We start from the raw sequence: 14129 nt of genomic DNA on the forward strand, positions 1-14129 counted from the left end.
CTTATCCTCTTTTCCATCTTGTACCTTGAGCGGTATCTTCTAAAATAATATTACGGTCTTTTAAATCATCGCGAATTTGATCCGATAACGCAAAATCACGATTTTTACGAGCTTCAATGCGCTTTTGAATAAGTACCTCAATTTCTTCATCAAGCAACTCTTCTTGCGCTAATTCTAACCCTAAAATATCAAATAATGTTTCAAGTTGTTTTACGTATGCTTCAATTACAACTGTAGACGTATGTTCTTCCAGTAAATATTGATTTGCATGATTTGCTACATTATATAACTCAGTGATTGCATTAGCAGTGTTGAAGTCATCATTCATTGCTTCTTCAAATGCAGTCTGGAATTTTTCCAGTTCCGCTAACCATTTCTCATTATGATCTGTTAAATCAGTACTACTTTCCATACGGTGTTTTAAATTACCGTAAGCCGTTTTAATTCTTTCCAGTCCATTATTTGTGCTTTGTAGTAAATCTTCACTGAAATTAATTGGGTGACGGTAATGTACCGATAGCATAAAGAATCTAATTAGCTGTGGATCATATTGCTTAATGATATCGTGAACTAAAATGAAGTTCCCCAGTGACTTAGACATCTTCTCATTATTAATATTAATATATCCATTGTGCATCCAATAACGTGCAAATGTTTTTCCTGTTAATGCCTCAGACTGCGCAATTTCATTCTCATGATGAGGAAATGCCAAGTCTTGACCACCAGCATGAATATCGATTGTATCTCCTAAGTATTTACGCGCCATTGCTGAGCATTCAATATGCCAGCCTGGACGACCTTTCCCCCAAGGGCTTTCCCAGAAGATTTCTCCTTCTTTCGCAGCTTTCCATAAAGCAAAATCAAGAGGGTCTTGTTTCTTTTCTCCTACTTCAATGCGCGCACCGTGACGTAAGTCGGCGATTGGTTGATGCGATAATTTACCGTATCCTTCAAATTCCTTCGTTCTAAAGTACACATCACCTTCTGATTCATATGCATATCCTTTATTCACAAGTTCTTGAATAAATTCAATAATGATATCCATATTTTCCGTTACACGCGGATGAACTGTTGCATGTTTGCAACCTAGTGCCGTTACATCTTCAAAATACGCTTCAACGAAACGGTCAGCAATTGTCGGCACATCTTCACCTAATTCATTTGCTGCTTTAATTAATTTATCATCTACGTCAGTAAAGTTAGATACATACTGCACATCATACCCTTTATATTCTAAATAACGGCGTACCGTATCAAATACCATAGGTGGTCTTGCATTCCCAATGTGAATATAGTTATAAACTGTAGGTCCACACACATACATCTTTACCTTATTTTCTTCTAATGGAGTAAACTCTTCCTTTTGACGCGTTAACGTATTATAAATGTGAATAGTCATTTTTATCCTTCCTTTCTACCTTTACTTCAAGTTGTTTTTTCAATTTATCAAGTTCTACTTCCATGACCTTTAACTTATCAAAAATTGGGTCTGGAAGGTCAGAATGATTTAATTCTTGACCGATCTTTACTCCATTTTGAATAACGACTCGGCCAGGTATACCTACAACTGTAGAATGTGCAGGCACTTCTTTTAATACGACAGACCCTGCTCCAATTTTAGAATTCTCCCCAACTGTAATAGAACCTAGTACTTTAGCACCTGTTGCAATTAGTACATTATCCTGAATTGTAGGATGCCTCTTCCCCTTTTCTTTACCCGTACCACCTAATGTAACACCTTGATAGATCGTTACATTATCACCAATTTCGCACGTTTCTCCAATTACAACCCCCATTCCATGGTCTATGAAAAAACGACGACCAATTGTTGCTCCTGGATGAATCTCAATACCAGTAAAGAAACGACTAACTTGTGAGATCCAACGTGCAATAAAGAAGAAATTCTTTTTATAAAAAGCATGTGCAATTCGATGGGCCCAAACTGCATGTAATCCAGAGTAAGTCAAAATGACTTCGAAATAACTTCTTGCCGCTGGATCCTGTTCAAAAACGACTTCAATATCTTCCCGAAGCCTCTTAAACATCGATGTTCCCTCCCCTTTATGGGCTGCTTTTTCGAGTGAACTAACTCCCTTTACTCCCTACTTATCCCCCTAAACCTTTATACACAGGGATAAAACTTATACTCATATCCACTTTTACGGTATAAAAAAAGACGCCTCTGTCATATTGACAGAGACGCCTTATAAGCGCGGTTCCACTCTGTTTAGGCTAAAAAAAGCCTCAAACTCATCTATGATAACGGTGTACACCGCTTCTGCTTACTTTACGCCCTAAGACGTTTCACAAAACAATTCGCTGTTCAGCAGAAGACTCGAAGGGGCATTTCAAAAATCCGCTTATAAACCACTTCCAGCCTAAAGGTGGTTCTCTCTGTAAAAAGCCTGATTTTCTACTTCTCCTTCTCGTCGCTTTTCCTTATTAGGTTTTAAGTATACTTATTATATTTCTAAATCTAGAAAATGTTAACCAATTACTTTTTGAAGACGATTTAAAACTTTTTCTTTTCCAAGAAGTGCAATAGCATTAGGAAGCTCTGGGCCATGTGTTTGACCAGTAGTTGCAACACGGATTGGCATAAATAAGTTTTTACCTTTATGACCTGTTTCCTTTTGCACTGCTTTAATAGCCGCCTTAATTGCTGCTGGTTCCATCGCTTCTAGTGCTTCTACTTGACCCGCAAATGCACGAAGTACTTCTGGTACTTGTTCACCTTTTAATACTTCTTGTCCTTCTTCTTCATAATCAACATGATCTTTGAAGAACATTTCAGAAAGCTCTACAATTTCAGCTCCAAAACTCATTTGTTCATGATATAACGCAATTACATCACGAATCCAAGCTTGTTCTTGTTCACTTAAAGTTTCACCTATACGTCCAGCTTTCACTAGATGCGGTAAACTTAACTCTACCACCATATCTAAGTCTTGCTTTTTCATATATTGGTTGTTCATCCATTTTAGTTTTTGAGAATCAAATAATGCAGGCGATTTTGATAAACGAGCTGCATCGAACATTTTGATAAACTCATCTTGAGAGAAGATTTCCTCTTCTCCTACTGGCGACCAACCTAATAGTGCAATAAAGTTAAAGATTGCTTCTGGAAGATATCCAAGCTCTTTATATTGCTCAATAAATTGAATAATAGATTCATCACGCTTACTTAACTTTTTACGGCTTTCGTTTACAATTAAAGTCATATGACCAAATTGCGGAATATCCCAACCGAAAGCTTCGTAAATCATCATTTGTTTTGGCGTATTTGAAATATGATCATCACCACGAAGTACATGTGTAATCTCCATTAAGTGATCATCTACTGCTACCGCAAAGTTATAAGTTGGAATTCCATCTTTTTTCACGATAACGAAATCACCGAAATCATTTGAATGGAATGCAACTTCATCTTTTACGATATCTTTAAACGTGTAGTCGCGATCAACCGGTACACGGAAACGAATACTCGGAATGCGGCCTTCAGCCTCAAATCCCTTCATTTGCTCCTCAGTTAAATCACGGTGGTTTCCAGCATAACGCGGTGTTTCACCACGAGAGATTTGCCCTTCACGCTCTGCTTCTAGCTCTTCTTCTGTCATATAACATTTGTAAGCTAAACCGCGCTCTAATAAATCTTCATATAATTTTTTATAAATATCTAAACGCTCTGTTTGACGATATGGTCCAAATTCACCACCAACATCAACACCTTCATCCCAGTCCATACCGAGCCATTTCAAGTATTTTAATTGGCTTTCTTCTCCACCAGCAACATTACGTTTCACATCAGTATCTTCAATACGAATAATAAACTTACCATCTTGATGACGAGCAAATAAATAATTAAATAATGCCGTACGCGCATTTCCGATATGTAAGTGTCCTGTTGGACTTGGCGCATAGCGCACTCTCACTTGCTTTTCCATAATTGGTACACCTTCCATTCTTAATGTCAACACATTCTATAATTGTACACCAAAAAAATGTGATTATCCATCTTACGAATTAAAAACCATTATTTTTTCTGTAATAAAACAACTGCTTGAGAAGCGATTCCTTCTTCTCTACCTGTAAATCCTAATTTTTCTGTTGTTGTTGCCTTTACATTGATATTGTCAATAGACGTTTCTAATAGTTCACTAATACGTTTACGCATACTTTCAATATGTGGTGCCATCTTTGGCTTTTGAGCAATAATTGTACAATCTAGATTCCCTAACTCGTAACCTTGTTCACGTACAAATTCCCAAACCTTTTGCAGCAATACAGCTGAATCAGCATCTTTAAAAGCAGGATCTGTATCAGGGAAATGCTTTCCAATATCCCCAGCTGCAATTGCACCTAAACACGCATCCGCAATCGTATGTAACAATACGTCTGCATCTGAATGACCAATTAATCCTTTCTCATGAGGAATTGTAATTCCACCAATAATTAACGGTCTACCTTCCGCAAACTCATGCACATCAAAACCTTGTCCAATTCGAAACATTTTTTACATCCTCCTCAAGCTAAACTACAGTGCTTTATGATTCTATATTATATCGCTATCCTTATAAAGAAAAGCCCGGCTGTTGCCGAGCTTTTTTTCGCTATAATCATCACTGTCATTTCTTTTGAACATGAAGAAAACTTTCAGCAATTAATAAATCCTCTGGAGTCGTCACTTTAATATTATAGTAACTCCCCTCTACTACACCTACTTGCTTCCCGATACGTTCTACGAGGCTTGCATCATCTGTACCAAGGAAACAACCCTGTTTTGCACTTCTGTGAGCTTCTAACAAAAGAGAAACAGCGAACCCTTGTGGTGTTTGTACAGCTTTAAGCTGAGATCTTTCTACCGTTTCGACAACGATACCCTGCTCTACTTTCTTAACTGTATCTTTCACTGGTACCGCACAAATGGACGCTCCATATTTTTCCGCTGCAGTTAATACATCTTGAATTACTGTATTCGTTACAAATGGACGCGCGCCGTCATGTACAAGAACATACTCAACATCACTAGTATGCTGAATGGCGTTATATACACTATCTTGTCTTTCGGCTCCGCCCTGAATAAATTGTACTGGCTTTTCAATCGGGTACTTCTGCATTAATTCTTCAAAATACGGACGTTCTTCTTCGTTAATTGCCATAATAATACTTTTGCATGCTTTATCTTTTTCAAAAGCACGTAACGTATGCACAATAATCGGTACTTCATTAATAAGTAAGAACAACTTGTTTTTACCAGCACCCATCCGCTTACCTTGACCAGCTGCTGGAATAATTAATGTATACATATTAATAATCCTCTACTTATAATGCTTTTTCTAATAATTTACGTTTGGCGAAAATCATACGCCCAGCCGATGTTTGTAACACACTAGTAACAAGCACATTGAGTTGTGAACCTACATATTCTCTACCATCTTCTACTACAATCATCGTGCCATCATCTAAATATGCAACACCTTGATTTTGTTCTTTTCCATCTTTGACAACATAAACACTCAGTTCTTCACCTGGGAGTACAACAGGTTTAATTGCATTAGCTAAATCGTTAATATTTAACACCGTTACCCCTTGTAATTCAGAAACTTTGTTTAAGTTGAAATCATTCGTTACTACCGTTCCACCAGTGATTTTCGCCAACTTTACAAGTTTGCTATCCACTTCTTGAATATCATCGAAATCGCCTTCATAAATTTCTACCGGAATTGGCATCTCTTTTTGAATACGATTTAAAATATCTAATCCTCTGCGACCACGATTACGCTTTAAAGCATCAGAAGAATCGGCAATGTGCTGAAGTTCTTCTAACACGAATTGTGGAATCACAATTGTTCCTTCTAAAAACTTTGTTTGGCAAATATCAGCAATACGCCCATCGATAATTACACTCGTATCGAGAATTTTCCAATGAGTTGTAGATTCTTCTACCTCAGTTTCTTCATTCTCACTATTATTATTTTTCTTCTTCCCACGTTGTGGTAATGTAAATAATCCTAGCAATTCATTCCTCTTTTTAAACCCTACTTGGAATCCTAAATATCCAAGTAAAAGAGTAAAGAACACTTGCAACACTGTACTAATAACTGGAATTGTAAATTCACGAATTGGTATTAAAATTAAATATGCAACAATAAGACCAGAGATTAATCCTAATGTACCAAATAAAACATCCGCTACAGGCGCCTTTACAAGAGCCTCTTCAATATGCTTAATAAGTTGAACAATATAATCTACAAGCCAAAATGTTGTTAAAAATAAAATAATTGCACCAATAATTGCTCGAACATACGATCCTTCCAATAATGGAACAGCACCGATGTCTAATACATTAATAACTTTTGGGATTAAGTAAATCCCTAACGCTCCGCCAATTACTAGAAAGAAGAGCTGTACAATCCGTTTTAACATCGAACCACCTCCTACTCATTATTAACCATTGTTTCGCTAATCAAAACGCCGAATGCAAAAGCGGACGTGTTTTTTTATAAATAGTTTTATTTACCAATATACCATATCATATACCAAAAATGTTCTAGTGTCGTTATATTATGGAATCAATGTAATATTCTTAATTGTGTCTACTCATATAGAGATGCTCTTGGATTCTTTTTAGGCCTTCTCGTATTTTCTTCGCCCTGACTTCTCCAATTCCTTCCACATCATCCAATTCATTAATAGTTGCTCGACAAACACCTTGCAAGGTCTTAAATCGATTAATTAAATTTTCAATGATAAGTGGCGGAACGCGCGAAATTTTACTTGTGATTCGGTATCCTCTCGGCGTCACACTTTCTTCTAAACTCATTTGTCCTGGGTAGCCAAGCAATTTAACTAAATCGCTATCCTCTAGAAGTTGTGTATTCGCAAGATCTTGTAACTTTTTCAAAATTTGATGATGGTCTTGTGTTTTTTCTTGATAATAATCTTTAATTAATAACGCTGCCTCTGCCTCTAAATCAGCTAGTAGTTCTGTAAGTTGTAAACGAATTAACCTACCTTCTGTTCCTAGCTCATGAATATAGCTCAATATTTCATTTTTAATCCGCAGTACCATTTCAACACTATGTAACACATGAACCACCTCGGACATTGTAACGACTTCTTCAAATTCTAGAATGCCCAAATTCGTAATACCATCATTCCATACAGCCTTATATTTTTCTAACGTTTGAATAGCTTGGTTTGCCTTTGTTAAAATAACACCTATATCCTTTAGTGTATAACGTAAATTCCCTTGATATAGTGTAATTACGTTACGTCTTTGTGAAATAGCCACAACGAGACTACCTGTCTGCTTTGCTACACGCTCTGCCGTCCGGTGGCGCATACCTGTTTCAATAGAATCAATAGATGCCTCTGGAACTAACTGTGCATTTGCAATTAAAATTTTACTTCCAGTTTCATTTAAAATAAGTGCCCCATCCATTTTTGCTAATTCGTATAAACTAGCAGGAGAGAATGCACAATTAATGTGAAATCCCCCATCAACAATACTTTTAATTTGTTCATTATACCCAAGAACAATTAGTCCCCCTGTTTGTGCGCGAAGCACATTATCTATCCCTTCGCGCAGTGGTGTTCCTGGGGCCACGAGCTGTAAAATATTAATCATACTTTTGACACGTTGCTTGTTTTCTTCCATAGCCTAGCCTCCTAATGTCAAACGAAGCGCTTCCCCTAAATTAGATACACCTACTACCTCAATCCCATCCGGAATTGTCCATCCCCCCAAATTTTTTCTAGGAATAATAGCACGTTGGAATCCTAATTTAGCTGCTTCTTGTACACGTTGTTCAATTCTTGATACTCTTCTTATTTCTCCAGTTAATCCTACTTCTCCTATTACTGCATCAGTTGGTGTCGTAGGTTTATCTCTAAAACTTGAAGCAATACTTAAAGCCACAGCTAAATCAATTGCTGGTTCATCTAATTTCAAACCACCTGCTACTTTTAAATATGCGTCTTGGTTTTGCAATAATAAACCTGTTCTTTTTTCTAGCACTGCCATAATAAGCGATACACGGTTATGATCAATTCCCGTCGCCATTCTTCGAGGGTTTCCAAAACTAGTAGGGGAGATTAATGCTTGTATTTCTACTAAAACTGGTCTTGTTCCTTCCATTGAGGCAACTACTGTTGATCCTGCGACTCCAACGGGTCTTTCCTCAAGAAAAATTTCAGAAGGGTTTAAGACTTCCGCAAGACCAAGCTCTTTCATTTCAAAAATACCCATTTCATTCGTGGAACCAAAACGATTCTTCACAGCTCGCAAAATACGATATGTATGATGACGATCTCCTTCAAAGTAAAGAACTGCATCGACCATATGTTCTAACATACGAGGTCCTGCAATTGCCCCCTCTTTTGTTACATGTCCGACGATAAAAATAGGAATTCCTTTCGTTTTTGCAAGTTTCATTAATTCCGCTGTACATTCACGTACTTGCGCTACACTTCCTGGGGCTGACGTCACTTCAGGTAAATGTATCGTTTGAATAGAGTCAATAACAACAAAAGCTGGATTCATCTCTTCAATGTGCGCTGCAATTCGCTGTAGATCCGTTTCTGCTACAACAAATAGATTACTACCCTTTACATGCAAACGATCTGCACGAAGTTTAATCTGCTTTGCTGACTCCTCACCTGATATGTATAGTACATCATATGAAGAATCTGCTAATTGCGATGAAATTTGTAATAACAATGTTGATTTCCCAATCCCAGGATCTCCACCAATAAGTACTAAGGATCCATCTACAATCCCACCACCAAGTACACGGTTAAACTCTTGGAATTTTGTTTCAATACGTGCCTCAGATTTTGTTTCTACTTCTGTTAGGCGTCTTGGTTTTGTTACTTCCGATTGAATTGCATTGGCATAATTAAGGCGTCTTGATGATACAACCGGTTCCATCTCTTCAACAAGCGTATTCCATTGACCACAACCAGGGCATTTCCCCATATATTTTGGTGACTGATAACCACACTCTTGACATGTGAATTTTGTTTTCTTTTTAGCCATATCGTTTTATATTTCACTTCACTTTCATCTATAAACAATTTATCCTTCTCGTACAAGAAAGAGGGCTATCTCGTAGCCCTCTTAGTTTGTCTATACTTATTTTACCTTTTCAGCACTATGAATGACAAATGATTCCCCTTCAACATCAAAGATAACTTTTTGTCCTTTCTCAATAGCACCTTTTAAAAGTTCTTCCGATAGTCTATCTTCTACATGTTTCTGAATTGCTCTACGAAGCGGACGAGCACCGTATTCTCGGTCAAATCCTTTATCAGCAATGGCTGAAATCGCTCCTTCTGTTAAATGCAATTCAATCTCTTGCTCTTTTAAGCGCTTCACTAACTGATTCACCATAAGTGTTACAATCTCTTGAATATGTTTTTTCTCAAGCATATGGAACACGATAATTTCATCAATACGGTTTAAGAATTCTGGACGAAATGCCTTTTTCAGTTCATCCATTACTTTACCTTTCATATCTGAATAATCGCGGCTCTCATCTTGTACGTTAAATCCAAGATGTTTATTACGTTTTAACGCATCTGCACCAACGTTAGATGTCATAATAACAATTGTATTACGGAAATCAACTGTACGCCCTTTAGAATCCGTTAAGCGACCATCTTCTAATACTTGTAGTAAAATGTTAAACACATCAGGATGAGCTTTCTCTACTTCATCTAATAGGACAACTGAATATGGCTTACGGCGAACCTTTTCTGTTAATTGTCCACCTTCTTCATATCCAACATATCCTGGAGGAGATCCAACTAAACGAGAAGTCGAATGCTTCTCCATGTACTCAGACATATCGATGCGAATCATTGCATCCTCATCACCGAACATAGATTCTGCTAATGCTCTTGCTAGTTCTGTTTTACCTACACCTGTTGGTCCTAAGAAAATAAATGAACCAATCGGACGTTTCGGATCTTTCAATCCTGCTCTAGCACGACGAACAGCTTTCGCTACAGCTACTACCGCTTCATCTTGACCAATAACACGGTTGTGAAGAATGGATTCTAAGTTTAATAATTTATCAGTCTCTGTTTGTGCAAGTTTAGAAACCGGTATACGAGTCCACGTAGAAACGACATTTGCAATATCTTCTACTGTCACTTCTGAGTTTTCTTTTCCTTGTTGCTCTTTCCATTGACGCTTCGTATCTTCTAACTTTTCACGTAAGCGTTGTTCCATATCACGTAAGGAAGCAGCTTTTTCAAATTCTTGACTTTGCACAGCTGCATCTTTTTCTTTTCTAATTTCCTCAAGCTTTACTTCAAGCTCTTTTAGATTTGGTGGTGTTGTATAAGAGCGTAAGCGAACCTTTGAAGCGGCTTCATCAATTAAATCAATTGCTTTATCTGGTAAGAAACGATCTGTAATATAGCGGTCTGAAAGCTTTACAGCTGCATCAATTGCATCATCTGTAATAGATACACGGTGATGCGCTTCGTAACGATCACGTAAACCTTTCAAGATTTGAGTTGATTCGTCTAAACTTGGCTCATCAACATGAATTGGTTGGAAACGTCTTTCTAAAGCCGCGTCTTTTTCAATATATTTACGATATTCATCTAAGGTTGTCGCCCCGATACATTGTAACTCTCCGCGTGCTAAAGATGGTTTTAAAATGTTCGATGCATCAATTGCACCTTCTGCTCCACCTGCACCAATTAATGTATGAAGTTCATCAATAAATAGAATAATATTTCCAGCTTGACGGATTTCATCCATAACTTTCTTTAAACGATCTTCAAATTCACCACGATATTTCGTTCCAGCTACAACTGTACCCATATCTAGTGTCATAACACGCTTATCTCTTAATGTTTCAGGAACTTCATTATTTACAATTTGTTGTGCTAATCCTTCTGCAATTGCCGTTTTACCTACACCAGGTTCTCCAATTAATACAGGATTGTTTTTTGTTCTACGGCTTAAAACTTCAATTACACGTTGAATTTCTTTACCACGACCGATAACAGGATCTAGACGATTTTCACGTGCAACAACTGTTAAATCACGTGCTAAGCTATCCAGTGTTGGTGTATTTGCATTCGTTGAAGAACCACCTTGGTGACCTGAACTTGCTTCATTACTTCCGAGAAGTTGCAATACTTGTTGTCTTGCCTTATTTAGGCTAACACCTAAGTTATTTAAAACACGTGCTGCTACACCTTCACCTTCACGGATTAAACCAAGTAAGATATGTTCTGTTCCAACGTAAGAATGACCTAATTTACGAGCTTCATCCATAGACAACTCAATAACCTTTTTAGCACGCGGTGTATAATGTACAGTTTGAGAAGCTTCTGTTCCGCGTCCAATTAACGCTTCTACCTCTTTTTGAACCTTCTCTGGACTTAATCCAAGAGCAATTAACGCTTTTGCTGCAATTCCTTCACCTTCGCGTACAAGCCCAAGTAAAATGTGTTCTGTTCCAATATTATTATGCCCAATACGAATTGCTTCCTCTTGAGATAAAGCTAATACTTTCTGTGCTCTTTCTGTAAATCTTCCAAACATCATAGAAATCGCCTCCTACTTGCGCTTAGTTTTTTTCAATACGTAATCGCTCACGGATTAAGGTTGCTCTTCGATAATCTCTTTCTTCTGGTCCTAAAGGTCCGCCTGCATATTGTTGTAAAATGCCTGGTTGTGTAAGAACCATTAGCTCAGTCAAAATATTTCTCGATACACCTTTTATATATCCTAAATCAATACCAAGTCGTACATCTGATAAGCAAGTGGCCGCTTCTGCAGATTGAATTAAACGACTGTTTGCTAGTATGCCATAAGAGCGATAAACTTTATCTTCAAGCTCAATACTTGAATTTTGTACAATTAATTCTCTAGCCATTTTTTCTTGCTGTATGATTTGTTGAATGACACTCTTTAAATCTGCAATAATATCTTCTTCAGATTTTCCTAGCGTCATTTGATTTGACACTTGAAATATATTACCTAACGCTTCGCTACCTTCACCGTATATTCCTCTTACTACTAACCCTAATTTTTGAATTACTTGTATAATGCGGCTAATTCTTTTCGTTAAAACGAGTCCCGGTAAGTGAAGCATTACGGAAGCCCTCAATCCTGTACCAACGTTAGTAGGGCAGCTCGTTATATATCCAAGTGATTCATCAAAAGCATATTCAACCTCTTCCTCTATCCAATTATCTATTTGATTGGCACTTTGAAGGGCCTCTGATAACTGCAACCCTGAAAATAAGCACTGTATCCTAATGTGGTCTTCTTCATTAAGCATAACACTAATATGTTCGCTTTCTGATAATAGACATGCTCCATATTCTGTGCCTGCAAGGTTAGGACTAATTAAATGCTTTTCAACTAATACTCTCCTTTGAAGAGGCGTTAATTCATTCATTTTTAATAGTTCAAACTCTCCAAAAGGTTCTACCGTTTTATTTATAAATTCCTTTTTAAATAATTCATGAATCTGTTTAGCTTCTTCTTCGTTTTGCATAGTAGAGAATTGATATTTTTTAAAATTACGAGCCAAACGAATTCGACTACTTAAAACAATATCCGAATCAGGGCCATCCCCCTTCATCCATGGACTAATCGCTTCATTCATAATTTTGTCCAGTGACATAGAACTATTCCCCCTCTCTATGCTCACTAAGCTGATTTTCAAGACCTCGAATTTTATCCCTTACTTCAGCAGCTTTCTCAAACTCCTCTTTCTGTACGTATTGTTTCAGAATGAGTTTTAGTTCATCTAATTCTTTCTTTAAGTGAAGATTTCCTTCTATACGTTCCGGAATTTTTCCACAATGATCTGTATGTCCGCCGTGCAGACGTTTTAATAATGGCTTTAAATGTTCCTTAAATGTATCGTAACAAGAAGCACATCCAAAGCGTCCCACCTTTGTAAATTGCTCAGATGTCATCTTACAATCTGGACACCTTAATATACTTGTATTCGAAAGCCCGTTTTGTCCTTCTTCAAACATTGTTGATTCACCGTGTAATAACCCAGCAAATAAATCATGGAATGAAAAGTTAGACTGCGGTGATTGAAAGAAAGACGTATAGCCACTTTGTTCTGCACATTGCTCACAAAGATGAACTTCCGTCTTCTGTTCGTTGATTACTTTTGTATAATGTAAAGTTGCTGGTCTTATATTACAGTTTTGACAAGTCATCACTATCCCCACCTTTACAATAGGAACGATCTATCTGATAGTACTTTTCATACATTACTAGATTGTTCACTTTCCTTTATTTGTTTAAATAAAAGTGCGTGTTCTTGTTTCAAAACCTCTACAATATTTAACTGCCTTATCTCTTAGTTATTATTCTTTTACAAAAGCTATATTTATTTATATTTCAGTGTTCTTAACATTGCGCATAATATTCGAGCCCTAAGTTCATCTCGAGAAGGAACATCCATTGATAATACAGAACGATCTAGTACACTTAACATAAGTTTAGCTTCACGATTTGTTATGATGCCCTCTTCTATTAAACGTATAATCATACTCTCTGCATTCCCTTGCGCAACGCTATGATCAATCATATGAAGCATTTGATCGATCATGTCTATATCGTCATGCAGTTTGACTTTTATAATGCGAATGTAACCTCCTCCACCACGTTTACTTTCTACAACAAATCCTCTTTCTATCGTAAAACGGGTATTGATTACATAATTGATTTGAGATGGTACGCACTCGAATCGATCCGCAATCTCATTTCTTTTGATTTCAATCACATTATTATTACTTAAGTCAATAACTTGCTTTAGATATTGCTCAATGATATCAGATATATTTCTCATTTATCCGCCACCCTTATTGACTTTGACTATCTTTGACTTTAATTATATACGTATTAATAAAATTTGCAACTCTTTTGCTTATTCACTATCCTAGCCACATTCCCCTGTATTTAATCAAAATAATAATTATTTAAATACATTTTTTAATTACTATGGATTATAAAAGAAAACACGAAAAAACACGAGTCATTTGACTCGTGTTTAGTTGCTTGGCGACGTCCTACTCTCACAGGGACAAGGTCCCAACTACCATCGGCGCTAGAGAGCTTAACTTCCGTGTTC

At 37.0% G+C, this 14129-nt stretch carries 12 protein-coding genes and 1 other annotated feature; all 12 genes read right to left on the reverse strand.

Annotated features, from left to right (window positions below):
- Position 1 precedes the first annotated feature (1 nt).
- Positions 2–1399 (reverse strand): cysteine--tRNA ligase, encoded by a 1398-nt coding sequence (gene cysS, locus JDS82_RS25775; protein WP_000152265.1) that lies wholly within the window; start codon positions 1397–1399, stop codon positions 2–4.
- On the reverse strand, positions 1380–2045 hold the full coding sequence (gene cysE / locus JDS82_RS25780; RefSeq protein ID WP_000476500.1) for a serine O-acetyltransferase: 666 nt from the start codon (positions 2043–2045) through the stop codon (positions 1380–1382). Before cysE ends, cysS begins: the two co-directional genes overlap by 20 nt.
- A gap of 147 nt (positions 2046–2192) precedes the next feature.
- Positions 2193–2439 (reverse strand) — a binding site (T-box leader).
- A 47-nt stretch (positions 2440–2486) separates the two neighbouring features.
- Complete coding sequence (gene gltX / locus JDS82_RS25785) at positions 2487–3944, reverse strand: glutamate--tRNA ligase (protein WP_000415158.1); 1458 nt, start codon at positions 3942–3944, stop codon at positions 2487–2489.
- 89 nt (positions 3945–4033) lie between these two features.
- Positions 4034–4510, reverse strand: coding sequence for a 2-C-methyl-D-erythritol 2,4-cyclodiphosphate synthase (gene ispF, locus JDS82_RS25790; protein ID WP_000488386.1), 477 nt, complete (start codon positions 4508–4510; stop codon positions 4034–4036).
- A 115-nt stretch (positions 4511–4625) separates the two neighbouring features.
- Complete coding sequence (ispD, locus tag JDS82_RS25795) at positions 4626–5306, reverse strand: 2-C-methyl-D-erythritol 4-phosphate cytidylyltransferase (RefSeq protein ID WP_199714149.1); 681 nt, start codon at positions 5304–5306, stop codon at positions 4626–4628.
- 16 nt (positions 5307–5322) lie between these two features.
- Positions 5323–6426: a PIN/TRAM domain-containing protein gene (locus JDS82_RS25800; protein WP_000919686.1), complete on the reverse strand. Its 1104-nt coding sequence runs from the start codon at positions 6424–6426 to the stop codon at positions 5323–5325.
- Positions 6427–6586: 160 nt separating this feature from the next.
- Entirely contained in the window at positions 6587–7660 is a 1074-nt protein-coding gene (gene disA / locus JDS82_RS25805; protein ID WP_000392165.1) for a DNA integrity scanning diadenylate cyclase DisA, read from the reverse strand.
- 3 nt (positions 7661–7663) lie between these two features.
- Entirely contained in the window at positions 7664–9040 is a 1377-nt protein-coding gene (gene radA, locus JDS82_RS25810; protein WP_001085204.1) for a DNA repair protein RadA, read from the reverse strand.
- Between the two features lie 96 nt (positions 9041–9136).
- Positions 9137–11572, reverse strand: a complete 2436-nt coding sequence (gene clpC, locus JDS82_RS25815; protein ID WP_000971181.1) for an ATP-dependent protease ATP-binding subunit ClpC — start codon at positions 11570–11572, stop codon at positions 9137–9139.
- A gap of 22 nt (positions 11573–11594) precedes the next feature.
- Positions 11595–12659 (reverse strand): protein-arginine kinase McsB, encoded by a 1065-nt coding sequence (locus tag JDS82_RS25820; RefSeq protein ID WP_061672638.1) that lies wholly within the window; start codon positions 12657–12659, stop codon positions 11595–11597.
- Between the two features lie 4 nt (positions 12660–12663).
- Positions 12664–13212 (reverse strand): protein-arginine kinase activator protein McsA, encoded by a 549-nt coding sequence (locus JDS82_RS25825; protein WP_000128406.1) that lies wholly within the window; start codon positions 13210–13212, stop codon positions 12664–12666.
- 173 nt (positions 13213–13385) lie between these two features.
- Entirely contained in the window at positions 13386–13847 is a 462-nt protein-coding gene (ctsR, locus tag JDS82_RS25830; RefSeq protein WP_001244556.1) for a transcriptional regulator CtsR, read from the reverse strand.
- Positions 13848–14129 lie beyond the last annotated feature (282 nt).

The sequence above is a fragment of the Bacillus cereus group sp. N14 genome, assembly GCF_016483555.1.
GTDB classification, from domain to species: domain Bacteria; phylum Bacillota; class Bacilli; order Bacillales; family Bacillaceae_G; genus Bacillus_A; species Bacillus_A wiedmannii.

Coding starts and splice junctions, on each gene's coding strand:
- ctsR (WP_001244556.1), bottom strand. CDS start 13,847: ATGAGAAATATATCTGATATCATTGAGCAATATCTAAAGCAAGTTATT.
- ispD (WP_199714149.1), bottom strand. CDS start 5,306: ATGTATACATTAATTATTCCAGCAGCTGGTCAAGGTAAGCGGATGGGT.
- JDS82_RS25825 (WP_000128406.1), bottom strand. CDS start 13,212: ATGACTTGTCAAAACTGTAATATAAGACCAGCAACTTTACATTATACA.
- JDS82_RS25820 (WP_061672638.1), bottom strand. CDS start 12,659: ATGTCACTGGACAAAATTATGAATGAAGCGATTAGTCCATGGATGAAG.
- cysE (WP_000476500.1), bottom strand. CDS start 2,045: ATGTTTAAGAGGCTTCGGGAAGATATTGAAGTCGTTTTTGAACAGGAT.
- radA (WP_001085204.1), bottom strand. CDS start 9,040: ATGGCTAAAAAGAAAACAAAATTCACATGTCAAGAGTGTGGTTATCAG.
- disA (WP_000392165.1), bottom strand. CDS start 7,660: ATGGAAGAAAACAAGCAACGTGTCAAAAGTATGATTAATATTTTACAG.
- cysS (WP_000152265.1), bottom strand. CDS start 1,399: ATGACTATTCACATTTATAATACGTTAACGCGTCAAAAGGAAGAGTTT.
- clpC (WP_000971181.1), bottom strand. CDS start 11,572: ATGATGTTTGGAAGATTTACAGAAAGAGCACAGAAAGTATTAGCTTTA.
- gltX (WP_000415158.1), bottom strand. CDS start 3,944: ATGGAAAAGCAAGTGAGAGTGCGCTATGCGCCAAGTCCAACAGGACAC.
- JDS82_RS25800 (WP_000919686.1), bottom strand. CDS start 6,426: ATGTTAAAACGGATTGTACAGCTCTTCTTTCTAGTAATTGGCGGAGCG.
- ispF (WP_000488386.1), bottom strand. CDS start 4,510: ATGTTTCGAATTGGACAAGGTTTTGATGTGCATGAGTTTGCGGAAGGT.